Origin of the sequence: Nocardioides sp. BE266 (assembly GCF_031457855.1) — a bacterium.
Taxonomy (GTDB): Bacteria; Actinomycetota; Actinomycetes; order Propionibacteriales; family Nocardioidaceae; genus Nocardioides.
In genome coordinates this window covers 491,482-515,516 of the sequence record NZ_JAURTI010000003.1, presented here as the reverse complement: position 1 = coordinate 515,516, position 24,035 = coordinate 491,482, and the positions used below count along the sequence as shown (strand labels likewise).

At 72.5% G+C, this 24,035-nt stretch carries 21 protein-coding genes; 10 read left to right on the top strand and 11 right to left on the bottom strand.

Features of this window, described 5'->3' with window-relative positions:
- Positions 1-9: 9 nt before the first annotated feature.
- The 4 genes from J2X46_RS11125 to J2X46_RS11110 are packed head-to-tail and all read right to left on the bottom strand — an operon-like array spanning position 10 to position 3,874.
- Positions 10-1,452: an NAD(P)/FAD-dependent oxidoreductase gene (locus tag J2X46_RS11125; RefSeq protein ID WP_310250187.1), complete on the bottom strand. Its 1,443-nt coding sequence runs from the start codon at positions 1,450-1,452 to the stop codon at positions 10-12.
- 47 nt (positions 1,453-1,499) lie between these two features.
- Positions 1,500-1,937, bottom strand: coding sequence for a pyridoxamine 5'-phosphate oxidase family protein (locus J2X46_RS11120; RefSeq protein ID WP_310250184.1), 438 nt, complete (start codon positions 1,935-1,937; stop codon positions 1,500-1,502).
- Positions 1,938-1,990: 53 nt separating this feature from the next.
- Entirely contained in the window at positions 1,991-2,722 is a 732-nt protein-coding gene (locus J2X46_RS11115) for a glutamine amidotransferase (RefSeq protein WP_310250182.1), read from the bottom strand.
- Between the two features lie 3 nt (positions 2,723-2,725).
- A complete protein-coding gene (locus J2X46_RS11110; protein ID WP_310250179.1) occupies positions 2,726-3,874 on the bottom strand; it encodes a CaiB/BaiF CoA-transferase family protein in 1,149 nt (382 codons plus the stop codon).
- Positions 3,875-4,076: 202 nt separating this feature from the next.
- On the opposite strand from J2X46_RS11110, the gene J2X46_RS11105 reads away from it, so the two are divergent.
- Genes J2X46_RS11105 through J2X46_RS11095 form a run of 3 tightly spaced genes read left to right on the top strand, consistent with a single transcriptional unit; the run spans position 4,077 to position 7,364 of the window.
- Positions 4,077-4,613 carry a PadR family transcriptional regulator gene (locus tag J2X46_RS11105; protein WP_310250177.1) on the top strand — a complete coding sequence of 179 codons (537 nt, stop codon included), beginning with the start codon at positions 4,077-4,079 and terminating at the stop codon, positions 4,611-4,613.
- 1 nt (position 4,614) lies between these two features.
- The gene (locus tag J2X46_RS11100; RefSeq protein ID WP_310250175.1) at positions 4,615-6,618 is read left to right on the top strand and encodes an NADPH-dependent 2,4-dienoyl-CoA reductase; all 2,004 of its coding nucleotides are present in this window, start codon (positions 4,615-4,617) and stop codon (positions 6,616-6,618) included.
- Complete coding sequence (locus J2X46_RS11095; RefSeq protein ID WP_310250172.1) at positions 6,615-7,364, top strand: alpha/beta hydrolase; 750 nt, start codon at positions 6,615-6,617, stop codon at positions 7,362-7,364. Before J2X46_RS11100 ends, J2X46_RS11095 begins: the two co-directional genes overlap by 4 nt.
- Before the next feature lie 3 nt (positions 7,365-7,367).
- Here J2X46_RS11095 and J2X46_RS11090 read toward each other — a convergent pair whose 3' ends face one another.
- Positions 7,368-8,366 carry a beta-ketoacyl-ACP synthase III gene (locus tag J2X46_RS11090; protein ID WP_310250169.1) on the bottom strand — a complete coding sequence of 333 codons (999 nt, stop codon included), beginning with the start codon at positions 8,364-8,366 and terminating at the stop codon, positions 7,368-7,370.
- Between the two features lie 369 nt (positions 8,367-8,735).
- Between J2X46_RS11090 and J2X46_RS11085 the strand changes: the two genes are divergently transcribed.
- The 4 genes from J2X46_RS11085 to J2X46_RS11070 all read left to right on the top strand — a co-directional run bounded on the left by J2X46_RS11085 (position 8,736) and on the right by J2X46_RS11070 (position 12,487).
- Positions 8,736-9,335 (top strand): DUF998 domain-containing protein, encoded by a 600-nt coding sequence (locus J2X46_RS11085; protein WP_310250167.1) that lies wholly within the window; start codon positions 8,736-8,738, stop codon positions 9,333-9,335.
- Between the two features lie 67 nt (positions 9,336-9,402).
- Positions 9,403-10,128: a hypothetical protein gene (locus J2X46_RS11080; protein WP_310250165.1), complete on the top strand. Its 726-nt coding sequence runs from the start codon at positions 9,403-9,405 to the stop codon at positions 10,126-10,128.
- An 85-nt stretch (positions 10,129-10,213) separates the two neighbouring features.
- Positions 10,214-11,245 (top strand): hypothetical protein, encoded by a 1,032-nt coding sequence (locus tag J2X46_RS11075; RefSeq protein WP_310250162.1) that lies wholly within the window; start codon positions 10,214-10,216, stop codon positions 11,243-11,245.
- Between the two features lie 111 nt (positions 11,246-11,356).
- Positions 11,357-12,487 (top strand): nucleotide sugar dehydrogenase, encoded by a 1,131-nt coding sequence (locus J2X46_RS11070; RefSeq protein ID WP_397214106.1) that lies wholly within the window; start codon positions 11,357-11,359, stop codon positions 12,485-12,487.
- Positions 12,488-12,604: 117 nt separating this feature from the next.
- On the opposite strand, the gene J2X46_RS11065 is transcribed toward J2X46_RS11070, so the two are convergent.
- From J2X46_RS11065 to J2X46_RS11045, 5 genes are all read right to left on the bottom strand, one after another.
- Positions 12,605-14,164 carry a glycosyltransferase gene (locus J2X46_RS11065; protein ID WP_310250157.1) on the bottom strand — a complete coding sequence of 520 codons (1,560 nt, stop codon included), beginning with the start codon at positions 14,162-14,164 and terminating at the stop codon, positions 12,605-12,607.
- A gap of 3 nt (positions 14,165-14,167) precedes the next feature.
- Positions 14,168-15,958 carry a glycosyltransferase family A protein gene (locus J2X46_RS11060; protein ID WP_310250154.1) on the bottom strand — a complete coding sequence of 597 codons (1,791 nt, stop codon included), beginning with the start codon at positions 15,956-15,958 and terminating at the stop codon, positions 14,168-14,170.
- Positions 15,955-16,893, bottom strand: coding sequence for a hypothetical protein (locus tag J2X46_RS11055; protein ID WP_310250151.1), 939 nt, complete (start codon positions 16,891-16,893; stop codon positions 15,955-15,957). Before J2X46_RS11055 ends, J2X46_RS11060 begins: the two co-directional genes overlap by 4 nt.
- Positions 16,893-17,948 (bottom strand): sulfotransferase family protein, encoded by a 1,056-nt coding sequence (locus J2X46_RS11050; RefSeq protein ID WP_310250149.1) that lies wholly within the window; start codon positions 17,946-17,948, stop codon positions 16,893-16,895. The genes J2X46_RS11055 and J2X46_RS11050 overlap by 1 nt, the downstream gene beginning before the upstream one ends.
- Before the next feature lie 131 nt (positions 17,949-18,079).
- Positions 18,080-19,405, bottom strand: a complete 1,326-nt coding sequence (locus tag J2X46_RS11045) for a GH1 family beta-glucosidase (protein ID WP_310250147.1) — start codon at positions 19,403-19,405, stop codon at positions 18,080-18,082.
- Positions 19,406-19,447: 42 nt separating this feature from the next.
- Here J2X46_RS11045 and J2X46_RS11040 point away from each other — a divergent pair, with 42 nt between their 5' ends.
- Positions 19,448-20,131, top strand: a complete 684-nt coding sequence (locus J2X46_RS11040; RefSeq protein ID WP_310250144.1) for a pirin family protein — start codon at positions 19,448-19,450, stop codon at positions 20,129-20,131.
- Between the two features lie 119 nt (positions 20,132-20,250).
- Here the strand turns inward: J2X46_RS11040 and J2X46_RS11035 are convergent, their stop codons facing one another.
- Positions 20,251-21,834, bottom strand: coding sequence for an FAD-binding oxidoreductase (locus J2X46_RS11035; protein ID WP_310250141.1), 1,584 nt, complete (start codon positions 21,832-21,834; stop codon positions 20,251-20,253).
- Between the two features lie 17 nt (positions 21,835-21,851).
- Between J2X46_RS11035 and J2X46_RS11030 the strand changes: the two genes are divergently transcribed.
- Together J2X46_RS11030 and J2X46_RS11025 are read left to right on the top strand one after the other, a co-directional pair.
- On the top strand, positions 21,852-22,442 hold the full coding sequence (locus J2X46_RS11030) for a TetR/AcrR family transcriptional regulator (RefSeq protein ID WP_310250139.1): 591 nt from the start codon (positions 21,852-21,854) through the stop codon (positions 22,440-22,442).
- Positions 22,442-23,989: a glycerol-3-phosphate dehydrogenase/oxidase gene (locus tag J2X46_RS11025; protein WP_310250136.1), complete on the top strand. Its 1,548-nt coding sequence runs from the start codon at positions 22,442-22,444 to the stop codon at positions 23,987-23,989. The genes J2X46_RS11030 and J2X46_RS11025 overlap by 1 nt, the downstream gene beginning before the upstream one ends.
- The last annotated feature ends 46 nt before the right edge of the window (positions 23,990-24,035 follow it).

The following is a 24,035-nucleotide window of genomic DNA, read 5'->3' as shown; positions in this document are numbered from 1 at the left end:
GCCGTCCGGTCAGCGGAAGGACAGCACCCCGTCGTCGATGTCCGCGCGGCGCAGCGTGCGCGCGTCGTGGCGGTAGTTCTGCCGCAGCTGCCACGGGGCGACGCTGCCCTGGCGCGGCAGCGTGTGGATCACCCGCTGGACGTAGCCGGCGTCGAAGTCCATCAGCGGCACCTCCCCCACCGACGGGTCGCGCACGGGCACCACGCTCCGGGCGCCGGTCTCACGGAGGTGGGACAGGAGCCGGACGACGTACTCCGCGACGAGGTCGGCCTTCAGCGTCCAGGAGGCGTTGGTGTAGCCGATGGTGAAGGCGAAGTTGGGCACGCCGCTGAGCATCATCGCGCGGTAGGCCATCGTCTCGTGCGGCTTGACCGCGGCGCCGTCGACGACGAGCTCGGCGCCGCCGAAGATCCGGACGTTGAGCCCGGTGGCGGTGACGATGACGTCGGCGTCGAGGTGCTCCCCCGACTCGAGGTCGATGCCGGTCGGGGTGAAGGTCCGGATCCGGTCGGTGACCACGTCGGCCTTGCCGCTGCCGATCGTGCGGAACAGGTCGCCGTCGGGCACCAGGCAGAGCCGCTGGTCCCACGGGTCGTAGGTCGGCTTGAAGTGCGTGTCGACGGCGTAGCCCTCGGGCAGCAGCTTGACGTTGGCGGCGCGGATCAGACGTCGCACCAGCCGCGGCCGGCTCCGGCTCAGCCGGTAGAGCGCGCTGGCGATGCCGATGTTCTTGGCGCGCACGAGGGGGTAGGACAGCCGGTCGCCGAGCACCCGTCGGGCGCGGCGGGCGAAGCCGTCCTTGGCCGGCAGCGGCAGGACGTAGGTCGGCGAGCGCTGGAGCATCGTGACGTGGCCGGCACCGGCCGCGACCATCGCCGGGACGAGCGTCACCGCGGTCGCGCCCGAGCCGATCACGACGACGCGCTTGCCGGCGTAGTCGAGGTCCTCAGGCCAGTGCTGCGGGTGCACGACCAGACCGGCGAACTGCTCCTGGCCCTCGAAGCGCGGGGCGTAGCCCTGGTCGTAGTCGTAGTAGCCGCTGCACGCCCAGAGGAAGCCGGCGGTGATCGCGCGGCGCTCGCCGTCGACCTCGACGGTCACCGTCCAGAGGGCGGTGCCGCTGTCCCAGGCCGCGGAGGTGACGTGGTGGCCGTAGCGGATGTGGCGGTCCACTCCGTAGGCCCGCGCAGTGTCGCGGACGTAGTCGAGGATCGAGGCCCCGTCGGCCAGCGCCGTGTCGCCGCGCCACGGGCGGAAGCGGTAGCCGAGGGTGAACATGTCGGAGTCGGAGCGCACGCCGGGGTAGCGGAACAGGTCCCAGGTGCCTCCGCTGGTGTCGCGCCTCTCGAGGACGGCGTACGACGTCGCGGGGAGGTCCTTGGCCAGGTGCGCGGCAGCGCCGATCCCGGAGAGCCCCGCTCCGATGATGAGCACGTCGACGTGGTCGGTCACGACACCGAGCGTAGGCGATCGGGCACCACATGTAACTACGAGTTACATCACTCGGGGATCATGTGCCGCCACGGCCGCGACAGCTCGAAGCGCCGGCCGCTGATCTCGGTCACGTCGATCTCCACGACGTTGTACTTCAGGGTCGACACCCACGGGCGGAGCCGGACGTCCTCGGCCCGGTGCTCCTCGTGCTCGTCGAGCACCCGCGCCCGCCCGCGCACGATGACGCTCGCGGCCCGGTCCTCCTCGAGCTCGTCGGCCTCGAAGGCGACGTCGCCGTTCATGATGACGCCGATCATCTTGGAGCCCTCGGCGGTGCGGAAGAGCAGCGAGTGCCGGTCGGTGGCCGGGTCGTGGTCGACGGCGTAGTTGACCGGCACGATGTGGACCTCCTGGAGGAGGTGGTACGCCAGTCGCCCGAGCTCCTGGGCGGCCAGGAACTCCCAGCACTCCTCGGTGCTCATCGGGGTGATCGGTCCGTCCATGCCTCGACGCTAGGTCCGTGCCCGCCTGCACGGACAGGGCCGAACGTCCCGACCTAGCGGGCGTACAGCTCGACGAACCTCCCGAGCAGCCGCACCGGCTCGGTCACCAGCGCCTCGCGGGCGGCCGCCTTGAGCGACTCGCGCTCGTGCGGCTCGTAGTAGCCGTGCGCGCTGTAGGCGTCGATGCGGTCGCAGATCGCGACCGGGTCGAGCTCGGGGTGGAACTGGGTGGCGTAGACGTTGCGGCCGATCCGGAAGGCGTGGACCGGGCAGGTGTCGGTGGAGGCGAGCAGGACCGCGCCCCTGGGCAGCCGGGAGACGGCCTCCTTGTGGCCGAGATAGGCCGCGAACTCGGCCGGCATCACGCCGAAGAGCGGGTCGTCCCGGCCGTCCGTGGTCAGCCGCACCGGCAGCGCGCCGATCGGCTCGCCGTAGGTGCGGTCGACGATCCCGCCGCCGAGACCGCCGAGCACGCCGATGCCGTAGCAGGCGCCGAGGAAGGGGAAGTCGGCCGCGAGGACCTGCTCGGCGAGGCCGCGCAGGTCGGCCTCCGCGCTGCGTTGCGCCTCGGACTTCGCCTCCTCTGGGTCGGAGGAATTGAACGGCCCGCCGCCGAGGATGATCCCGGACCAGTCGGCGAGGTCGACGTCGCCGAGCGGCCCCTGCTCGAGGCGGACGCGCACCAGCTCGTCGGCGCGCAGGCCGCAGCCGGCCAGCACGGCGTCGTACTCCTGCTGGGCGACGTCGTCCTCGGCCCGGGTGCCGAGGAAGAGGAAGGGACGCATCCCCTAACTCTGCACTGCTGCGCCGGAGTCGATGAGCGCGTCCACGTCGGCGATGCCCCAGGCGGTCAGCGCCTCGCGGGTGTGCTCGCCGGGCAGCGCTGGCGGCGTAGTGAGCGACGACGCGGTGCGCGAGAAGCGCGGCGCCGGTGCCGGCTGGGTGACGCCGTCGGGGGCGACGAAGGTGCCGCGGGCCGCGAGGTGCGGGTGGGCCGGTGCGTCGGCGAGCGGCAGGACCGGGGCGACGCACGCGTCGGTGCCGTCGAAGACCGCGGCCCACTCGGCCTGCGTCCGCTCCTTGAACCGGGTGGTCAACGCCTCGCGGATGGCGCGGGTGTTGGCGGGATCGTTGCGGTCGGGCAGGTCGACCCCGATCCGCTCGACCAGCGCGTCCCAGAACTGCGGCTCGAGCGCACCGACGCTGACGTGCTGGCCGTCGGCGGTCTCGTAGAGGTCGTACCAGGGGGTGCCGCCGTCGAGCAGCCCCGCCCGGCGCCGGCCGTAGTCGAGCCCGAGCGCCGCGAAGGTCGACGCCATCGCGTTGAGGTGGGCGGTGCCGTCGACGATGGCGGCATCGACGACCTGTCCCTTCCCGCTGGTGCGCGCCTCGAGGAGCGCAGCCAGGATGCCGATGACGAGGTACGTCGACCCGCCCCCGAAGTCGCCGAGAAGGTTGCTCGGGAAGTGCGGGCGGGCGGGGTCCTGGCCGAGGCCGTGGAGGGCGCCGGTGATGCCGATGTAGTTCATGTCGTGGCCGGCGGCCTGGCTCCAGGGGCCGTCCTGGCCCCAGCCGGTCATCCGCCCGAAGACCAGCGCCGGGTTGCGCGTCCAGCAGTCCTCCGGACCGAGCCCGAGCCGCTCGACGGCACCGGGCCGCATCCCCTCGACCAGCACGTCGGCGGCCTCGACCAGGTCGAGCACGGTCGCGATCGCCTCGGGCCGCTTGAGGTCGAGCGCGACGCTCGGCCGCCCGCGATTGAGCAGGTCGGCCCGCCCGCTGGCGAACATCCCACCGCCCGGCCGGTCGACCCGGATCACGTCGGCGCCCAGGTCGGCCAGCAGCATGCACGCGTGCGGCCCCGGCCCGATGCCGGCGACCTCGACCACCCTGACACCCCGCAGCGGCCCGGTCCCCTGCCCCAGCTCGTACGTCATGCGCCTGATGATGACAGCACCACTGTCACGATCGCGAGGGGTAGTCCAGTGTCCGATGGCTCCCTCGCCGGGGTAGTCCAGTGACGAATGGCGGTGGAATCGCCCGCCACACGACCACTTGCCACTGGACTACCCCGGCAGGGAGGGAGTGTGACGGACCCCATCTTGCAACTCGTTGCATAGGTGAGTCAGACTGCCAGGCATGGCCCTCGAGCACGCCCTCCTCGTCGCGCTCAGCGAGCGACCCGCGAGCGGGCTCGAGCTGACCAAGCGCTTCGAGCGCTCGCTCGGCTTCTTCTGGCAGGCCACCCACCAGCAGATCTACCGCGTGCTCGCGCGGATGGAGGCCGACGGCTGGGTCACCGTCGAGGTGGTCGAGCAGGAGGGCCGTCCGGACAAGCGGGTCCACACGCCGTCCGCCGTCGGGCGCGAGGTGCTGGCCGAGTGGCTGGCCACGCCGATGCCCGTCGAGGCGTTCCGCAGCGAGGTGGCCGTCAAGCTCCGCGGGGCGTCGTACGGCGACCGGGCGACGCTGCTGCGCCACCTCGCCGACGCCCGCGCCGACCACGCGCTCCGGCTGGCGGCGTACGAGCAGATGGAGACCGAGCAGTTCCCCGACCCCGCGGGCCTCGACCCCGGGGTCCGCGACCGCTGGCTGGTGCTGCGTGGCGGCATCCGGCTGGAGCAGTTCTGGATCGACTGGATCACCGAGTACCTCACCGCCCACGGAAGAGACTGAGATGACGCACCCCGCCTACCCCCACCTCCTCGAGCCGCTCACGCTCGGCCCGCTGACGCTGCGCAACCGCGTGGTGATGGGCTCGATGCACACCGGGCTCGAGGACCACCCGTGGGACATCGACAAGCTGGGCGAGTTCTTCGCCGAGCGGGCGCGCGGCGGCGTCGGCCTGATCATCACCGGCGGCTACGCGCCGACCAAGCGCGGCTGGCTCAAGCCCTTCGCCTCCGAGATGACCAACCGCCTGCACGCGATGCGCCACGAGCGGATCACCGGCGCGGTGCACGACGCAGGCGGCGCGATCGCCCTGCAGGTGCTGCACGCCGGGCGCTACGGCTACCACCCGCTCTCGCAGAGCGCGTCGGACAAGAAGTCGCCGATCACGCCGTTCAAGCCGAGCGCGATGTCGAGCAAGGAGGTCGACCACACCGCGACCGCCTTCGCCAAGAGCGTCGCCCTGGCCCGCAAGGCCGGCTACGACGCGGTCGAGATCATGGGCTCCGAGGGCTACCTCATCAACCAGTTCCTCGCCGCGCGCACCAACGACCGCGACGATGCGTGGGGCGGGTCGGCCGCGCGCCGCATGCACTTCGCCGTCGAGGTCGTACGACGCTCGCGCGAGCTCGCCGGCGAGGACTTCCCGATCGTCTACCGGATCTCCCTGCTCGACCTGGTCGAGGGCGGGCAGACCTGGGAGGAGACCGCCGAGCTCGCGCTGCACCTCCAGGAGGCTGGCGTCACCGTCTTCAACACCGGCATCGGCTGGCACGAGGCGCGGGTGCCGACGATCATCACGCAGGTCCCGCGCGGGGCCTGGCGGTCCTACACGGCGCGGCTCAAGCAGGTCGTCGACGTGCCGGTCTGCGCGTCGAACCGGATCAACACCCCCGAGCTCGCCGAGGACATCCTCGCGAGCGGCGAGGCCGACCTCGTGTCGATGGCACGGCCGCTGCTGGCCGACCCGGCCTTCGTCGCCAAGGCGATGGACCAGCGCGCCGACGAGATCAACACCTGCATCGCCTGCAACCAGGCGTGCCTCGACCACGTGTTCTCCAACGAGCGCGCCTCCTGCCTGGTCAACCCGCGCGCCTGCCACGAGACCGAGCTGGTGCTGATGCCAACGCTGCGCAGGCAGACCGTCGCCGTCGTCGGCGCCGGGCCTGCCGGGCTCGCGGCCGCGACCGCCGCGGCCGAGCGCGGCTTCGCCGTGACGCTCTTCGAGAAGTCGCCCGCGATCGGCGGCCAGTTCCGCCTCGCGATGCAGGTCCCCGGCAAGGAGGACTTCGCCGAGACGCTGCGCTACTTCACCCGGCGGCTCGACGTCCTCGGCGTCGACGTACGCCTCTCGACGGAGGCGTCCGCGACCGATCTGGCGACCTTCGACCAGGTCGTCGTCGCCACCGGGGTCGAGCCCCGGATCCCGACGATCCCGGGCATCGACCACCCGAGCGTGGCGTCGTACGCCGACGTGCTGAGCGGTGCCGTCGTCCCGGGCCAGCGCGTCGCCGTGATCGGTGCCGGCGGCATCGGCGTCGACGTCAGCGTCTTCCTCACCCACACCGACGAGGACCTCGACGAGTGGATGGCGCACTGGGGTGTCGGCGACCCGGCCCTGTCCCCGGGCGGCCTGACCGAGGCGAAGCCGCGCACCCCCGCGCGCGAGGTGACCCTGGTCCAGCGCAAGACCACGCCGATCGGCATCGGGCTCGGCAAGACCTCGGGCTGGGCGCACCGCGCGGTGCTCAAGCAGTCGAAGGTGACGCAGGTCAGTGGCGCGACCTACGACCGCATCTCCGACGAGGGTCTCCACGTCACGGTCGACGGCGTCGCCCGTGTCATCGAGGCCGACACGATCGTGGTCTGCGCCGGCCAGGACTCCGTGCGCGGGCTCTACGACGCGCTCGACCACTCCTCCGCCCACCTCATCGGCGGCGCCGACGTCGCGGCCGAGCTCGACGCCAAGCGCGCGATCAAGCAGGGCACCGAGGTCGTGGCGGCGCTGTGAGCCCGCACCTCCTGGCGGCGAGCGGCCTGCGCACGCGGGTCCGTCGCAGCGACGTGTCGGGCGTCGGGCGCCCCGGCGGCCCGCCCTCGGCCCGGACGGCAGTCGGCGAGCTCGGCGCCGGCCTCGACGCCGTACGACTGGTGGGTGCGCTGCCCCGCCTGGCCGCGGCGCCGAAGGGCGACGGCCACCTCGTCGTCGACATCCCCGGCTGGCGCGCACCCGAGCTGTCCGGGGCACCGCTGCGGGCGTACCTCCGGCGCCTGGGGTACGACGCCCGCGGCTGGGGCCTCGGCACCAACACCGGCGACCCGCGGCGCGACGTCGAGCGCCTGTCGACCCGGGTCAACGAGCTCGTCGACGCCACCGGCTCCCCCGCGTCTCTCGTGGGGTGGAGCCTCGGCGGCGTCATCGCCCGCGAGGTGGCGCGCCGGCACCCCGACGCCGTACGCCGCGTCGTCACCTATGGCACGCCGGTCTCGGGCCCGGCCCACACCACCGTCGCCCGGTTCTTCGGCAGCGGCTCGGACGACGTGGAGGAGGTGACCCGTCGGCTGGACGCCCAGTCGCCGATCCGGGTGCCGCTCACCGTCATGTACTCCCGGCGCGACGGGATCGTGTCGTGGCAGGGCTGCCTGGACCACGCCTCGCCGGACGTCGAGCACGTCGAGGTCGCGTCGCGCCACCTCGGCATGGGTGTCGACCCCGACGTGTGGGAGGTCGTGGCCGCGCGGCTCGCGCAGTCCTGACCGTCAGCCCAGCGGCGGCAGCGTCACGACCTGGCCGGCGTAGCTCAGCCCGGCGCCGAAGGCGATGAGCAGGGCGGTGTCACCGACGGCGGCCTCGTCCTTGCGGAGCATGGCCTCCATGGCGAGCGGCACCGAGGCGGCCGAGGTGTTGCCCGAGTCGACGACGTCGGTGGCGACGGCGACCGAGTCGGGGAGCTGGATGTTCTTGGCGAGGGTCTGCGTGATGCGCAGGTTGGCCTGGTGGGGGATGAAGGCGTCGAGCTCGTCGACGCTGACGCCGGCCAGGTCGAGCGCCTCGTGGGCAACCTTCGCCATCGCGAACGGCGCCCACCGGAAGACCGCAGTCCCCTCCATCTGTACGACGGGGTGCTCCCGCTCGCTGTGACCGCCGAGGCAGCTCGGGGTCTGCGTGATGACGTGGGCCTGCGAGCCGTCCGAGCCCCAGGCCGTCGGGCCGATGCCGGGCGCGTCGGACGGCCCGACCACGACCGCGCCGGCGCCGTCGGCGAAGATGAACGCGGTGCCTCGGTCGGTCGGGTCCATGAAGCGGCTCAGCTGCTCGACGCCGATGACGAGGACGTGCGACTCAGCACCCGAGCGCACCATCGACGCGGCCAGGTTGAGCGCGTGGCAGAAGCCCGCGCAGCCGGCGGAGATGTCGAACGCCGCGGCCGTGATGCCGAGCGCCGTCGCGACCTGCGGCGCTGATGCCGGCGTGTGCTCGGGATGGGTCGACGTCGCGACGATCACGCACCCGACCTGCGCAGCGGCGACGTCCGCCGCGGCGAGGGCACGCTCGGCCGCCGCGATCGACATGCCGATCAGCGTCTCGTCCTCGCCCGCGAAGCGCCGGGTCCGGATGCCCGAACGCGTCTGGATCCACTCGTCGGAGGAGTCCAGGACCTCGCAGATCTCGTCGTTGGTCACCACCCGCTCAGGGCGGTGGACTCCGAGCCCCAGCATCGCGGCGTGGGTGAGCTCGGTGGGCTGCTGGATCGTCATGTGCCGAGCATAGGACTGCGCCCCGGAGTCGACCTCCGGCCGCAGTCCGTGGCGGCCAGACCGTGGGCCACGTCCGCCACACGTGTCCGCGAAGTCGCCCTCGGCCCGAGCCCGGACGGACCTCGGCGGACCCGACCACGAGGTCGGGTCCGCCGGGCAACCCCTGCCGATGTGGTCGGACCACTGTTCACGGATCACGGTCGCCGCGCAGGTCGAGCCTGCGGAGCCCGTCCGCCCCAGGGGTGAGGCGAGGCCTCGAGGCTAGCCCCGCGCCCGTGATGCGGTCACGCGATTTGTGCGCGACGAAGACGCCGTACACCGGGAGGTGGCCCACGTCGCGGCCCCCGGGCTCGCCACTACGGTGGGCTCGTGCCCGACGCCCCCGCCCGCGCTGCCCGGCTCGGCGCCCTGCTCTTCCTGCTGCGACCGACCTACATCGTGACCGAGGTCGTGACCGCGGCTGCGACGACCGGCGGCTACAGCTTCGTGTCCGACTCGGTCAGCAGGCTGGGCGAGGTCGGGTGCACGGCGGCGTACTGCTCGCCGCGGCACGCGGTCATGAACGGGTCCTTCGTCGGCTACGGCGTGATGCTCGCCGGCGGCGCGCTCCTGCTCGCCAGGCCGCTGGGGCCGTGGGTGACCGGCCTGCTGGTCGTCTCCGGCGTCAGCTCGGTGGCGACGGGACTGGCGCCCCTGGACCAGGACACGACGTTGCACGCGTTGGCCGCGACGCCGTTGTTCGTCGCCCAACCGGTCGCCCTCCTGCTGCTCGGCGCGCGCCTGCGCGAGGACCGGCCGTGGCTCGCGAAGACGCTCCTGGCGACGGGCGCGGTCACCGCAGCGGCCGCCGTCGGATTCGTGGTCTCGGGGGAGGGACGGGGCGCAGGCGCGCTCGAGCGAGCTGCCCTGTGGCCGGTGCTGTTCGGGCTCGCCGCGTTCGCGTGGGAGTGCCGACTCACCAATCCGTGACCCGGGTCACACCGAACACAGACGGAGCCGCCGCTCGGCGGCCTCCACCTGATGAAGGGTCCGAACGATGCGTCTCCCCTCCCTCCGCCGCCCCTCACCGTCCATGGCCGTCTCGGTCATGGCCCTGGTCGTCGCCTCGACCGGAACGTCGTACGCCACCGGGCTGATCGGCTCGAAGGACGTCCAGAACAACTCGATCCAGTCCCAGGACATCAAGAACAAGACGATCCAGGGCAAGGACGTCAAGACCGGCACGCTCGGCGCCAAGCAGGTGAAGGACGGCTCCCTGCGCGCCCGCGACTTCAAGGCGGGCCAGCTCCCGGCCGGGCCCCAGGGCCCTGCTGGCGTGGGTCGCTGGGCGCTCGTCGACGCGACGGGCGCGATCATCGCCCAGTCCGGCGGCTTCACCGTGACGGCCGCCTACCCGACGTTGGCACCGAGCGGCACTGACGTCACCGGCCTGCGCGCCAACGGCAACGTCTACATCAACGCCGGCGAGAACCTCACCAACAACGGCGTGCTCGCGGTCGTGGCCCTCCAGAACACCGTCGACCAGAACAGCGACACCATCACCAACGGCCGGGCCGCCGGTGCCGACAGCAACCCGGAGTTCTCCGGGGAGATCACGGCAGCGATGTGCCAGCCGGGCGTCGTCAACTGCGCTCCTCCCGGCACCGGCAACACCAACCACCTGGTCGTGAGCCCGCGCAACAGCGACGGCAGCTTCACGACCGACGGCACCCGCAAGCGCTTCTACGTCGTCGTCACCGGCGACTCGAGCGACCGCGGCTGAGGCCCTGCGCCGACGGTGGTCGTGGGGAGCGGTCCCTCGCAGCACCCTCCCCGCGACCACCGCGTCTCGCTGTACGTTTGGCGCCATGGGACGAGCCGTGGTTCGCCGTCACGCCCTCGTCCTGAGCCTGCTGCTGGCCGCGGCCCTCGCGGCCTGCAGCAGCGAGCCGGGGCTCGTCTCCGACGCCGGCGATCTGGACGTCGCGGTGTCGGTGTGGTCCGACGCCTGGGTGGCCGCGAGCCATGCGACGGTCGCCGGACCCTCGCTCGGCAGCAACGGCCAGGTCGACCGGGTCGTCGCGCGGCGCGAGACGTCGTACGACGCCGGGGTCGAGGCGGCCGCGCGGGCCGAGCTGCGGGTGGCGGCTGCGTCCGGCTGGGAGACGACGTCCAGCACGTGCGGCGACACCGTCGAGGTGGCCCTCGTCAGCGCGAACGAGGACGCACTCGCCCAGCTCGTGGTGACGCCCGACGGCGAGGGCGCGAGCGTGGCGCTCCAGGTCGCGGCCCGGCACCACCTCGACACCGTCTGGAAGACGCCCGAGCCCGTCGACGGCACCTGCCTCGACGGCGAGTCGCCTGCCTTCGAGGCGCCTCCGCTGGCCTCCGACCCGCTGCGTGAGGGCGAGCCCGAGGAGCGCGAGGCGGAGTGGGAGGAGACCGACGCCGCCCAGGACTTCGTCGACGCGGTGAACGCGGACCCGGCGATGGCTGCGCTCGGCGTCGAGGTCACGGTGCCGAAGCTGGACGACGGCGTGAACCGGCGTCAGGCACCGGGTGCCGAGGTCGACACCACTGTCGAGTCCCTGCAGGAGCTGGCGGAGCGGCTGACCGGGTGGCGGCTGACCTACGCCGCCTGCGGCGGTGGAGGGCCGGTGCGGGCGACCTTCGTCCAGGACATCGCCGACGGCCATGCCGTGGTCTCGGCCGAGGTACGGCCGGACGGCACGACGCTGCGGGTCACGCTGCCCGTGACCGAGGGCCCGACCGGCGAGTGGCTCGACGGCATCCAGGTGCTCGACCCGACGGCGTGCATGCAGTCCGAGGCACCGCGCAGGCTGGAGGCCTACGGCACCCCGGCCGTGCTGCCGAGCGTGCTGACCCCGATCGCCGACTGACTCGATAACCGCCGGTCAAGGCGGCAGGAGTTCACCTCGTGTTGTCCGCCGTACGGCACAATCTCCCGCGTGACCACTCGGATCTCTGTTGCAGGACTCGGCTACGTCGGGCTGTCGATGGCGGTGCTGCTCGCGCGCCACAACACGGTCGTGGGCCTCGACCTCGACGAGCGCCGGATCGAGGGGCTCAAGCGCGGCGAGAGCCCGATCCACGACGACGACATCTCCCGCTTCCTCGCCGAGGAGGAGCTCGACCTCGCGTTCACGACCGACGCGGAGGAGGCCCACACCGGCGCCGACTTCGTGATCATCGCGACGCCGACCAACTACGACCCGGTGACCAACTACTTCGACACCGGCTCGATCGAGGCCGTCATGCGTGACGTGCAGCGGCTCAACCCCGACGCGACCATGGTCGTGAAGTCGACCGTGCCGGTGGGCTACATCGACGACGTACGCGCACGGCTCGGCACCGCCAACGTCATCTTCTCGCCCGAGTTCCTGCGCGAGGGCCGGGCGCTGCACGACAACCTGTTCCCTGCCCGCATCGTCGTCGGCGAGGACTCCGAGCGGGCCCGGGCCTTCGCCGAGCTGCTGGTGAAGGGCGCCGACGCGGACGACGTACCCCTGCTCTTCACCGCCCCCACCGAGGCCGAGGCGATCAAGCTCTTCGCCAACACCTACCTCGCGATGCGGGTGGCGTACTTCAACGAGCTCGACTCCTTCGCGCTCTCGCGCGGGCTCGACTCGCGCTCGATCATCGACGGCGTCGGGCTCGACCCGCGGATCGGCACGCACTACAACAACCCGTCGTTCGGCTACGGCGGCTACTGCCTGCCGAAGGACACCAAGCAGCTGCTGGCCAACTACTCCGACGTCCCGCAGACGCTGATCTCCGCGATCGTCGAGGCCAACACCACCCGCAAGGACTTCATCGCCTTCGACATCATCGACCGCGAGCCCGAGGTCGTCGGCATCCACCGCCTGATCATGAAGGCCGGCTCCGACAACTTCCGCGAGTCGTCCGTGCAGGGGATCATGAAGCGGCTCAAGGCCAAGGGCATCGAGGTCGTGGTCTACGAGCCCGAGCTCGAGGACGACCACTGGTTCGGCTCCGAGGTCACCCGCGACCTGGCGTCCTTCAAGGAGCGCTCCGACCTGATCGTCGCCAACCGCATGGTCGACGAGCTCCGCGACGTGAAGGACAAGGTCTACACCCGCGACCTCTTCGGCGGGGACTGAGACGCCCTCTTGCTGGTCGAGTAGCCCGCGAGCGCCAGCGAGCGGGCGTATCGAGACCCACTGATACAGCCAGGTCTCGATACGCCTCGCTCGTTCCTCGCTCGGCTACTCGACCACCTACGGGCGGCGGCGGCCGAAGAGACCCTTCTTCTCGACCTCGGGCTCGGACGCAGGAGCACGCTCCGAGGCATCGGCCTTCGCCAGGGCGCGGCGCAGCTTGTTCTCCGACTTGACCGGGTCCATCGCGGGCCGCGCGCCGAGGACGAAGCGCTCGACCTCGCGCTCGGCGGTGGGCACCCAGCCGACGGAGGCGGCGTCGTACTCCTTCACCCCGAACGACTCGTCGAGCAGGGCATCCCGGTCGTCGCCGTCACCGGCCAGTCGGGCGACGCGCGCGCTCGCGGCGGTGCGCTCGATCCGCGCCGCGACCCCGGTGCCGTACGACAGCAGGCGGACGCCGTGGTGGGTGCGCTCGAGGTCGTCGAGCACCGCCGAGACGGCCGGTGCCAGCGGCGCGAGCGAGACGTCGGGCAGCGTGAGCAGGAACTCCGCGTCGGTGGTGCCGTCGAACGACTCGACCAGGCGCACGCGCGGCTCGTGGAGGTAGGAGCGATGCACCAGCCGGGTCTCGAGCACCGGGTCCTCGACGGGCTGGACGCGGTCTTCGTGCACCGACGACCACGGCCCCACGATGGTGATCCGGAGGTCGGGGACGTCGCCGTCGAGCAGCGAGTCGACGACCCGGATCGTGTCGTCGGCAGGCCCGGCCTGGAGGACGACCTCGAGGTAGGGCACCTGGTAGGTCCGGCCGTGCCTGTTGCGCTTGGGTCGCATCGTCGGCACGAGGTCGGCGAGGTAGGGGTCGTTGTAGCGGTTGACCTGCTCGGCGCGGCGCAGCACCTGGGAGCGGCCGAGGTGCCAGCTGCGGGCCTCGCGGTCGACGACGAAGACGCCGCCGGCCTGGGCGAGCGAGTGGCCGAGGTGCATGTCCTCACCGAGGCGGAGCTGGCGGTCGAAGCCGTCGGAGTCGAGGTAGAGCGCCTTCGTCACCGAGCCGGTCATGCCGATGTGGTAGCGCTGGGCGCGCGGTCCGGCCGTGCGGAGGTCGTCGGTCTTGGCCCAGTAGTCCTCGACCCACTGGTGCGGCTCGTGCTCCTCGCCGGGGAACAGGTCGGCCGCCTCGCCTGCCGCCACCCGGTCCCGTACGACGGCCGGGTCGAGTTCGAAGAGCGAGGTCGGGTCGACGAAGAGCTTGTGCCCGCCGGGCACGGCGTAGTCGATCAGGTGGTGCCAGCGCGCGTGCGCCTCGACCTCCTCGCGGTGGGCCAGCATGTCGGCGTCGTACCAGTGCAGGACCTCGCCCTCCGCGGCGAGCGCGCCGAGGTGGCAGGCGTTGGCTCGGCCCCAGCCCTCCTCGACACGGATCAGCCGCGTGTTGTCGGGCCGGACCTCCGGCAGCTCCTGCGTCGGCGAGCTCTGGTCGTCGACGACGAGCACCTCGAGGAGGTGCGACGGGTAGGACTGCGCGGCGAGGCCGGCGAGGACGTAGGGCAGCTTCTGCTGGTAGTTGAAGGTCGGGACGACGACGGTCACCGACAGCGTCGGCTCCCAGTCGCCGAGCGTCGCGGGGGTCAGCGAGCCCCAGTCGTTGTGGCGCACCACCGGCTGACGGGCCATGTCCTAGTCACCCCCCGTCGGGTCCTGGTCGGGACGGTCGAGCGGATCGATCTCCAGCGCCGCGCTGGGCTGGAAACCCTGCCACTCGGCAGCCACGATGTCAGGTCGGCGGAACTCCTCGTCGTCACGCTGCCAGGTGTGTCCGGCACCGGTGCGCCGGAGGATGTAGCCGAGCCCGTGGGTGCGGTAGATCCGGCCGCCGGCGGCCTCGACGCCGGCCAGCAGCTGGGCGTCGACGAACTTCCGCACCCGCCGGAAGTCGCCGAGCGAGTGCAGCAGGCCGCGATCCATCAGCAGGGTCCCGCCGGCGACGAAGCGGGCGAAGATCTCGGACGGGTGGTTGCGCCGCACGGTGAGGTCGTCGCGGTGCTCGTTGGCGTGGAGGTAGACGAACTCCGACGGCATCCCGACGACGTCGGCGCCGGAGAAGCGGCGGGCCATCAGCAGGTCGTGGACGGCGTCGGGTGAGTACCAGTCGTCGTCGTCGACCTTGAGCAGCACCTCGCTCGACGCGGCCCGTGCAGCTGCGGTCAGCACGTCGCCGAAGAACGTCGACTCCCCGAAGGTGAGCACCTGGTGCGGGCGATCGCCGAGCGCACGTCGTACGGCGTCGCGGTCGGGCTCCCAGCCGTGGGCCGCGAGCACCAGCTCGACGTCGGCGCCGCGCTGGCGCGCGATCTGGCGCAGCGCGAAGTCGAGCATCTGCGGACGCTTGGTCGCGAGCAGCGCGCTGACCGGCGGCAGCCCGACGTGGCGCACGCCGGCGCGCGAGGCGAGCGACGCGCGCCAGGCCAGCGTGGAGTGGTGGTCGAAGGCGGCCCGGCGGACGGCGAGGCTGTGCTCCTCGCGCCGCAGCGCGTCGTCGAGGTCGACCTGCGCGTCGAGCGCGGCCGCCAGCCGCGGCGCCACGTCGAGCACGCCCTCGGTCACGAGCGGGACGCCCGAGATGGCGAGCGCGAGCAGGTCGGCGGTGCGGGTGTCGGCCGGCAGCCGGACGCCCTGGAACCCGCGCGCCGAGGCGATGACGTCCTCGGTGACCGGGCCGTTCGTGATGCGGGAGAGCTCGACGACGCCGTGGTCCCAGTCCTTGCGGAAGCCGATCGGGTTGAAGACCCGCTCGTCGACGGGCTCCGGGCCGGGGTCGGTGACGACAGTGGGCGCGCGGTCGATCACGTGGTGCTCGGCGACGCTCTGCTGACCGGTGGCCCCGCGACGGGCGACGACGACGTCGGGTGGCACGTCGCGCTCGGCGTCACCGGCGCCGGCCACGTCGGGCAGCAGCACGGACCGCGCGTCGAGGCCGGGGGCCGCGGGCCGACCGGCGTACGACACGACGAGCCCGCCGTGCGTGGTGTCGCCCGGTCCGGCCGCCTGGCGCGCCATCTCCATGACGACCAGCTGGGCGCGGGCTCCGGAGGCGAAGCGGACGACCGTCAGGACGCCGCGGTCGCCGGCCTCGCGTGCGGCGAGGTGGACCAGCGGCGGCCACTCCGGCCGGGGCACGAGCACCCACGGGGTGGGCGCGTCGGTGAGCCAGCAGGCGATGACCTTCGCCTGCCCGAGGAGGGGTACGGCGCTCGCCATCCGCCGCAGCCGGGCGCGGTCGGCGGCCACGACGAGCACCGAGCCCCAGCCCTTCAGCGGCCCGTCGAGCGATGACAGCGTGACCACCTGCGGCTTCAGGCCGGGCACGTCCTCGATGCCGTGGAGCGCGTCGAGGGCGAGCCCGTCGGAGTCGTCGACCAGGACCAGCGTGGGGCCGGGCATCCGGAGGTCGTGGAGGGGATGGGTCACGGTCGGACGCGCTCCTTCAGCGAGGCAGGCAGCGAGTGCTTGACCAGCGGTCGCGGCTGGCGCCAGAGCCAGTCGCGGCTGACGAAGTCGATGATGTGGACGCCCTCGGGCGCGGTCACCTTGACCAGCCCGCCCAGCGCCTCGGGGTCGCCGTTGCGGATGGCCTCGTCGACCTCGAACTCGCGGAGCTTGCGGTAGAGCCGGGTGTTCGTGAAGTCGACGCCGTCGCGCCGCCAGTGGGCGTACTCGTCGGCGTCGAGCCACTTCACCTCGAGCACCAGCCCCTGCTGGAGCACGATCCGCTCCACGCCGGGCGGGAACTCGCGCAGCTCCCAGTCGAAGGCCTTCACGAACGTGAAGTCCGGGCCCATCGGGTAGACCCACGGCTCGAGGAAGCGCAGCGACAGGTCGAGCCAGCCGGTGGACTCGTCGACGACGGTCAGCGGATGGCGCGGCATCGCGACGATCGCGCGCGTCGACTGGAGCTGCCACGACAGGTCGCGCAGGATGCCCGCACCCTCGGGCGTGAGCACCATGTCGCCGTCCCACTTCATGGAGTACGTCGTGCGCACGTGGGAGAAGCACCAGTTGTAGAAGTGCGTCAGCGAGTGAACGCTCGTCGCCGGGGTCGCGAGGTGTTCCCCACCGGCGCGCGCGACCTGGTGGGGGTAGTCGAGGACGGTGAGCCGGTCGGCCGCGCCGCACTCCTCCGCGACCTTCCGCGCGACGTCGGCCGTGCCGTCGTCGGAGCCGTTGTCGACCAGCAGCACGTGCTGCACCGCGGAGAAGATCGGCGGCAGGACCCACGGCAGGTTGCGCGCCTCGTTGCGGACCCGGAAGACGCACGTCAGCCCGGGCGTCAACGGCTCGCCCGAGGTCCACGGCCACGTGACGTCGTAGCCGGGCTCGCGCTCCAGCGAGGCGATGTCGGGCATCAGGCTCCTTGGCCCCGTTCACGGCCCATCGCCTTGCGCAGCTTCTGGCGGGCGGCCGGCGGCACCATCGCCCGCACGGCGTGGGGCACGCGGTCGGCGCCGCTCCTGCCGGGGGCCTGCTCGGACGCCTCGCGCCGCGCCTCCGCTGCCGCCGTACGACGCTGGGCGACGACGGTCGAGTGGGCGAACGCCTCGGCGTCGGCGTACTGCTCGGCGTAGGCGGCCCGCAGCTGGTCGCAGGTCTCGTGGAGGGCGGCCGAGTCATCCGTGGCGAGGGCGTCGAGCGCCTGCCAGGTCTCGTCGGCGAGCTCGCGCAGCCTCATCGGTACGCCGATGTCGTCCCACGTCATCGTGACGCGGCGCAGCGAGGGGTCGATGAAGCGGTGCACCTCGGCGATGTCGACGGCCATCGCGGTCTTCACGCCCGCCAGGTCGAAGGCCTCCCCGAGCGCGAAGACCGGCTGGGTCCAGTCGTCGAGCAGGTCGCCGTAGCGGACGAAGGCCCGCTGCTGGCCGCGCGTCGCGCGCTCGGTGTGCAGCATCATGTTGATCCAGGCAGCCGTGCGGGTGATCGCGCCCTGGTCGGACCCGGCGCCCATCCGGCCGTAGTAGGTCTGCTTCGAGCCGACCACCTCGGTCACTGGCCGCAGCATGGTGACGTACGACGACGTCGCGTCGCAGCGGTCGGCCGCGGCGCGCCACAGCCCGAGGAACCAGGCGGCCCGCGGGTCCTTGATGACGAGCTCGTCGGCGACGCCGAGCTGCTCCTCGAGCCAGGTCGTCACCCGCTCACGGGTGGCGTGGTCACCGCTCGTCGTGCCGGTGTCGAGCCACGCGCGCGGGCGGGCGTCGGAGACCTGCACGTTGCTGCGCTGCAGCAGCTCGGCGTGGAGGTCGACCACCCACCGCGGCTCGCCGAAGCCCTTCGGGTTGGTCGCGTCGGCGACCACCTCGGGCGGGGGCACGTGGAGCCCGAGCGTGCGCAGCGTGCCGGCCATGGTGCTCGTGCCGCTGCGGCCCGAACCCACGACGAACACGACGCGGCGGTTGCTCATGTCGCGAGCCTATCGATCGACGGACGCGGATCTCGATACGGCCTCGTCGCGACTTCGTCCCTCAGTCGCGGGCCTACTCGATCTGGCCGAGCCGACGCGCCGACCTCGTTCCTCGGTCGTCGCTGCTCGTCTCACAGGTGCTGGGGCTGCGCGGCGATGAGGTCGGCGTACCAGTGGAAGGAGTTCTTCCGGGTGCGCTTCAGGGTCTTGTAGTCGACGTGCACCAGGCCGAAGCGCTGGGTGTAGCCCTCGGCCCACTCGAAGTTGTCCATCAGCGACCACGTGTAGTAGCCGCGGACGTCGACGCCGCGGGTGATCGCCTCGGAGACGGCGTTGAGGTGGGAGCGGAGGTAGTCGATGCGGGCCTGGTCATCGACGACGCCGTTCTCGTCCGGGCCGACGTTGTAGCTGCAGCCTGACTCGGTGATCATGATCGGCGGCAGCGCGGCGCGGAAGCGGGCGCGGAACATGACCAGCCACTCGCGCAGCGCGTCGGGCACGATCGGCCACCCGAAGTCGGTCGTCGGGTAGCCGACGACCTCGCGGAAGTCGAAGGGGATCTCGGAGTCCTCGTCGGCGGCCGCGATCTTCATCGGGTTGTAGTAGTTGACGCCGTAGAAGTCGAGCGGCTGACGGATGGTCGCGAGGTCGCCGTCGGCCATCACGTCCTCGAAGAGCGGCATCAGGTCGGCGGGGTAGCGCCCGAGCAGCATCGGCTCGAGGAACATGCCGTTCCACAGCGCGTCGAAGATCTTGCTCATCCCGACGTCGGCGTCGTCGTCGCTCGCCGGCCAGATCGGCGCGTGGTTGTTGGCGCAGCCGATCGAGGTCGCGCCGGCCTTGCGCAGCTCGATCGCCGCGCGGCCGTGCGCGAGCAGCAGGTGGTGGGCGGCCGGCAGGCAGTCGAAGAGCATCGCCTTGCCGGGCGCGTGCGTTCCCATGCCGTAGCCCAGGATCGAGGCGACGTTGGGCTCGTTGATCGGGATCCAGTGCTCGACCCGGTCGGCGAAGCGCTCGCCGACGATCGCGGCGAACTCGGCGAAGCGGTCGACCGTCGCGCGGTTGAGCCAGCCGCCGTCGTCCTCGAGCGCCTGCGGCAGGTCCCAGTGGTAGAGCGTGACCATGGGCTGCTGGCCGTTGGCGAGGAGCGTGTCGATGAGCCGGTCGTAGAACGCCAGGCCCTTCTCGTTGGCCGGACCGCTGCCGGTCGGCTGGATCCGCGGCCAGCTGAGGGAGAACCGGTAGCCACCGGTCCCCAGCTCCTTCATCAGCGCCACGTCCTCCTCGACCCGGTGGTAGTGGTCGCAGGCGACGTCGCCGGTGCTGCCGTCGACGATCCGGCCGGGCTCCGCGGTGAAGGTGTCCCAGATGCTCGGGCCCTTGCCGTCCTCGTGCGCCGCACCCTCGATCTGGTAGCTGGCCGTGCTCGTGCCGAACCGGAAACCGGGCGGGAGCATGGGGAACTGATGCGGGGGAGGCACATCCGCGAAGATATCGGCATGTCCATGGCTCTGTACGCCGGTTCCACGAGGACGTCGGAGACCGTCAAGGGGCGCTTGACCAGGCATTCCTTCTCCTTCGGACCCCACTACGACCCGGCGAACCTCGGCTTCGGGCCGCTGGTCTGCCACAACGACGACCTGCTCGACCCGGCTACCGGGTACGCCGAGCACCCGCACTCCGAGCTCGAGATCGTCACCTGGGTGCTCGAGGGGGCGCTGGTCCACACCGACTCGACGGGCGCGTCGCACGTGGTCGAGGCCGGCCGGGCGCAGGTCCTCTCCGCGGGGTCGGGCATCCGGCACAGTGAGGTCGCCGACCGCTCGTCCGGCCGCTGCCGGTTCGTCCAGGCCTGGCTGGTGCCGTCGGCTGCCGGCACCGAGCCGTCGTACGTCCTGGGCGAGGCGCCGCCGCCCGCCTCCGGCCTGGTCGAGGTCGCCGGCGGCTCCGGCCTCCCGATCGGCACCGCCGGCGCCCGGCTGATGGTCGCCCGCCTGGCGGCTGGTCAGGCGGTCGCCCTCCCGGACGACCCCCGCCACCACGTCTTCGCCGCCACCGGCGCGGTCGACCTCGGCGAGCACTCCCTGCGCGGGGGCGACGCCGTACGCCTCACCGACGAGGGCGGCCAGCAGGTCCGGGCCACCGAGCCGACCGAGCTCCTCGTCTGGTCCTTCGCCACCTGAGCAGCTGCCGGATGGATTTCCACCCGAGTGCGTGGAAGTTCAGGCCCAATCCGGGCCGACCACGCTCAACCCCCGATGAACTTCCACCCGAGCGCGTGGAAGTTGATCGAGCGGCCAGATCAGGGGATCAGCACGCCCGGGTTGAGGATCCCGGCCGGGTCGAGCTCGGCCTTGACCGCGCGGAGGACCCGCACCCCGACGTCACCGATCTCCCGGGCGAACCACGGCTTGTGGTCGGTGCCGACGGCGTGGTGGTGGGTGATGGTGGCGCCTGCGGCGATCATCGCGTCGCTGGCGGCGGCCTTGGCGACCTGCCACTGCGCGATCGCGTCGTCGGCCTGGCGGGCGGCGACGGTGAAGTAGAGCGAGCAGCCGGTCTCGTAGACGTGCGAGATGTGGCAGAGCACGAGCGAGCCCTCGCCGAGCGACGACTGGAGGGCGGCCTTCACGTCGGCGTACAGCCGCTCCCGGTTGGACCAGAACGTCGCGGTCTCGAGCGTCTCGACGAGCACGCCGAGGTCGAGGAGCGAGTCGCGGAGGTAGGGCGCGTTGAAGCGGCCGTGCACCCACTTGTCCCCGGGCTCGGTGCCGAGCGCCGTGCCGCCGAGGTCGGTGAGCACCGCGGTGACGGCGGCCTGCCGGGCCGCGACCTGCGACGAGGCGCCCTCGTAGCCGGTGATCATCAGGCAGCCGGGGTCGTCGGTGCCGCCAATGGACGACGGGTCGGCGAGGTTGATCGCGGTCTCGGACTCGTCGGAGAGCCGGATGACCGTGGGCAGCAGCCCCGCCTGGGCGAGGGTGCGCATCGCGTCGGAGCCGGCGTCGAAGGACGGCCAGCGCCAGCCTTCGTACGACGTCACCTCGGGGACGCGGCGCACGCGGACCGTGACCGACGTGATGACGCCGAAGGCGCCCTCCGACCCGAGCAGCAGCTGGCGCAGGTCGGGCCCGGCGGCGTTGGCCGGCGAGGAGCCGAGGTCGAGCGAGCCGGTGGGCGTGGCGGCGGTGAGCCTGACGACCATGGCGTCGAAGCGGCCGTAGCCCGCACTCGACTGGCCGCTCGAGCGCGTGGCCGCGAAGCCGCCGATGGAGGCGTGCTCGAAGGACTGCGGGTAGTGCCCCAGCATCAGCCCGTGCTCGCCGAGCAGCGCCTCGGCCTCGGGCCCGCGCAGGCCCGGCTCGAGGGTCGCGGTCATCGAGACCTCGTCGACGGCGAGCACGCGCTTCATCCGCACCAGGTCCAGGCTGACGAGCCCGGCGAAGCCGTCGCGGCGAGCCGCGAGGCCGCCCGTCACGCAGGTGCCGCCGCCGAACGGGACGACGGCCACCCGGTGCTCAGCCGCCCAGGCGAGCACCGCGACGACATCGGCATGACCCATCGGGCGGACCACGGCGTCGGGGGCGTCGGCGAGGTCGCCGGACCGGGCGCGCAGCAGGTCGGGGGTCGACTTGCCGCGGGTGCGCAGGGTGCGGGTCGCGTCGTCGGTCAGCACGTGCTCGGCGCCGAGGACCCCCCGCAGCTCGTCGAGCAGCGCCCCGTCCAGCGCGGACGCGGGAGGCACGGCGTCGGTCACGGCCGGCCGGTCCTGCCGCCCGAAGGCCAGCTCGACCAGCCCACGTGCCGACTCGGGCAGCTCGGCGGCGGCAGCGGGGTCGCCCCAGCGCTGGGGGTGCATCTCGACGGTGGGCTCGAACAGGCTCATGCGTTACAGTGTGACATATGTCGTCACTTCGTCACATACCTGATGCGCGGCTCGATGCCTACCTCGACGCCGCACGGGACTGCATCCTCGACGTCGGCTGGCGTCGTACGACGCTGACGGAGGTCGCCAAGCGCGCCTCGGTCTCGCGGATGACGATCTACCGCGCGTGGCCCGACATGGGCTCCCTGCTGGGCGACCTGATGACCCGCGAGTGGGTCGGCATCGCCGCCGCCACCCGCGTCGCCGCCCGCGACACGACCACGCCCACCGGCATCGCCGCCGCCGCGCTCAGCACCGTTCGGGCACTGCGCGACAACGAGCTCTTCGTCCGCATCGTCGAGCTCGACCCCGACCTGATGCTCCCCTACCTGCTCTCGCGCCGCGGCCGCTCGCAGGAGGCGCTGATCGAGATCCTCGCCGCCGAGATCGAGAGCGGCCAGGCCTCCGGCGCGATCCGCCCCGGCAACCCGGTCCTGATGGCCCGCACCCTCACCCTCGCGGGGCACGGCTTCGTCTTCTCGGCGCTCACGATGGTCGACGCGGACGTCTCGCTCGAGGACCTCGACGAGGAGTACGTCCGGCTCATCACGCGGACGCTGGAACCCTGATGACGCGGATCGCTCCCGGGCTCGCCGGCATCCCCACCGAGGTCGACGTGGTGGTGGTCGGCCTCGGCATCACCGGCGCCGGCGTCGCCCTCGACGCGGTCACCCGCGGCCTGTCCGTGCTGGCGGTCGACGCCCACGACCTCGCCTTCGGCACCTCGCGCTGGTCCTCCAAGCTGGTGCACGGCGGCCTGCGCTACCTCGCGCAGGGCCAGTTCGCGATCGCCCACGAGAGCGCCGTCGAGCGCGGCATCCTGATGCAGGTCACCGCCCCGCACCTGGTCCACGCGCTGCCGATGCTCACGCCCGTCAACGACGCCATGCCCCGCAGCCGTACGGCGCTGACCTGGGCCGGGCTGCACGGCGGCGACGTCTTGCGTCGCACCGCCCGCACCTCCGCCCGCACCCTCCCCCGCCCGCGCCGGCTCAACGCCACCGAGGCGCTCAACCTCGCGCCCGCACTGCGAGCGGACACCCTCCGCGGCGGCTACCTCGCCTGGGACGGGCAGCTCGAGGACGACGCGCGGCTGGTGACCACCGTGGCGCGCACCGCGGCGTCGTACGGCGCCGAGGTGCGCACCCGCGCCCGCGTCACCTCGGCGACCGGCACCGCCGTCGAGCTCCGTGACGAGCTCACCGGGGAGGCCCACCGCGTCAGCGCGAAGGCCGTCGTCAACGCGACCGGCGTCTGGGCCGGCGACCTCGACGACCGGGTGCGGCTGCGCCCCAGCCGGGGCACCCACCTGGTGCTGCGCGGCTCCGCGCTGCCGGAGACCCGGGTCGCAGTGATGGTGCCGATCCCCGGCTCCCGGGCGCGCTTCGCGATGGTGCTGCCGCAGCCCGACGGCACGATCTACGTCGGCCTCACCGACGAGCCTGTCACCGGACCGGTGCCCGACGTCCCGGTGCCGAGCGAGGGCGAGATCGACTTCCTCCTCGACGTGGTGGCCACGGCGTTCGCCACCCCTCCCACGCGCGACGACGTGGTGGGCGCCTTCGCCGGCCTCCGGCCGCTGCTGGAGGTCGCCGACACCGACGAGACCTCCGACCTCTCACGCCGCCACGCCGTCCTCACCTCGCCCGCCGGCGTGACCACGGTGGTCGGCGGCAAGCTGACGACCTACCGCCGGATGGCCGAGGACGCCGTCGACGCCGTGGTCGCCTCGACCGGCCTGGCCGCGGACCCGTGCCGCACGGCCACCGTTCCGCTGCTGGGCGCCGCGTCGGCCGAGGAGCTGCGCCACAGCACCGCCCCCGCCCGGCTCGTACGCCGCTTCGGCACCGACGCCGACCTCGTCCTCGCAACGGCCCGCGAGGTCACCCGGCTCCCCGACGACGAGCTGCTCGCGCCGGCCTCCGACCTGGTGCCGGTGACCCTCGCCGAGCTGGTCTTCGCGATCACCCACGAGGGCGCCCACGACGTCGACGACCTGCTCGACCGGCGCACCCGCGTGGGCCTGGTCGCCGCCGACCGTGCGGCCGCCGAGCCCCTCGCGAGACGCGCCCTCGAGATCGTGGCCACGACGTCGCAACCAAACGCGCACGGCTAGCGTCTCCCGTCCAGGCGCACGGTGCGCCGACCGATCGGGGGATCAC

Bases quoted from the DNA above. Each gene is read 5' to 3' on its own strand.
- J2X46_RS11120 (WP_310250184.1), bottom strand. From the start codon at position 1,937: ATGGACGGACCGATCACCCCGATGAGCACCGAGGAGTGCTGGGAGTTC.
- J2X46_RS11115 (WP_310250182.1), bottom strand. From the start codon at position 2,722: ATGCGTCCCTTCCTCTTCCTCGGCACCCGGGCCGAGGACGACGTCGCC.
- J2X46_RS11110 (WP_310250179.1), bottom strand. From the start codon at position 3,874: ATGACGTACGAGCTGGGGCAGGGGACCGGGCCGCTGCGGGGTGTCAGG.
- J2X46_RS11105 (WP_310250177.1), top strand. From the start codon at position 4,077: ATGGCCCTCGAGCACGCCCTCCTCGTCGCGCTCAGCGAGCGACCCGCG.
- J2X46_RS11100 (WP_310250175.1), top strand. From the start codon at position 4,615: ATGACGCACCCCGCCTACCCCCACCTCCTCGAGCCGCTCACGCTCGGC.
- J2X46_RS11090 (WP_310250169.1), bottom strand. From the start codon at position 8,366: ATGACGATCCAGCAGCCCACCGAGCTCACCCACGCCGCGATGCTGGGG.
- J2X46_RS11080 (WP_310250165.1), top strand. From the start codon at position 9,403: ATGCGTCTCCCCTCCCTCCGCCGCCCCTCACCGTCCATGGCCGTCTCG.
- J2X46_RS11075 (WP_310250162.1), top strand. From the start codon at position 10,214: ATGGGACGAGCCGTGGTTCGCCGTCACGCCCTCGTCCTGAGCCTGCTG.
- J2X46_RS11065 (WP_310250157.1), bottom strand. From the start codon at position 14,164: ATGGCCCGTCAGCCGGTGGTGCGCCACAACGACTGGGGCTCGCTGACC.
- J2X46_RS11055 (WP_310250151.1), bottom strand. From the start codon at position 16,893: ATGCCCGACATCGCCTCGCTGGAGCGCGAGCCCGGCTACGACGTCACG.
- J2X46_RS11050 (WP_310250149.1), bottom strand. From the start codon at position 17,948: ATGAGCAACCGCCGCGTCGTGTTCGTCGTGGGTTCGGGCCGCAGCGGC.
- J2X46_RS11045 (WP_310250147.1), bottom strand. From the start codon at position 19,405: ATGCTCCCGCCCGGTTTCCGGTTCGGCACGAGCACGGCCAGCTACCAG.
- J2X46_RS11040 (WP_310250144.1), top strand. From the start codon at position 19,448: ATGTCCATGGCTCTGTACGCCGGTTCCACGAGGACGTCGGAGACCGTC.
- J2X46_RS11035 (WP_310250141.1), bottom strand. From the start codon at position 21,834: ATGAGCCTGTTCGAGCCCACCGTCGAGATGCACCCCCAGCGCTGGGGC.
- J2X46_RS11030 (WP_310250139.1), top strand. From the start codon at position 21,852: ATGTCGTCACTTCGTCACATACCTGATGCGCGGCTCGATGCCTACCTC.
- J2X46_RS11025 (WP_310250136.1), top strand. From the start codon at position 22,442: ATGACGCGGATCGCTCCCGGGCTCGCCGGCATCCCCACCGAGGTCGAC.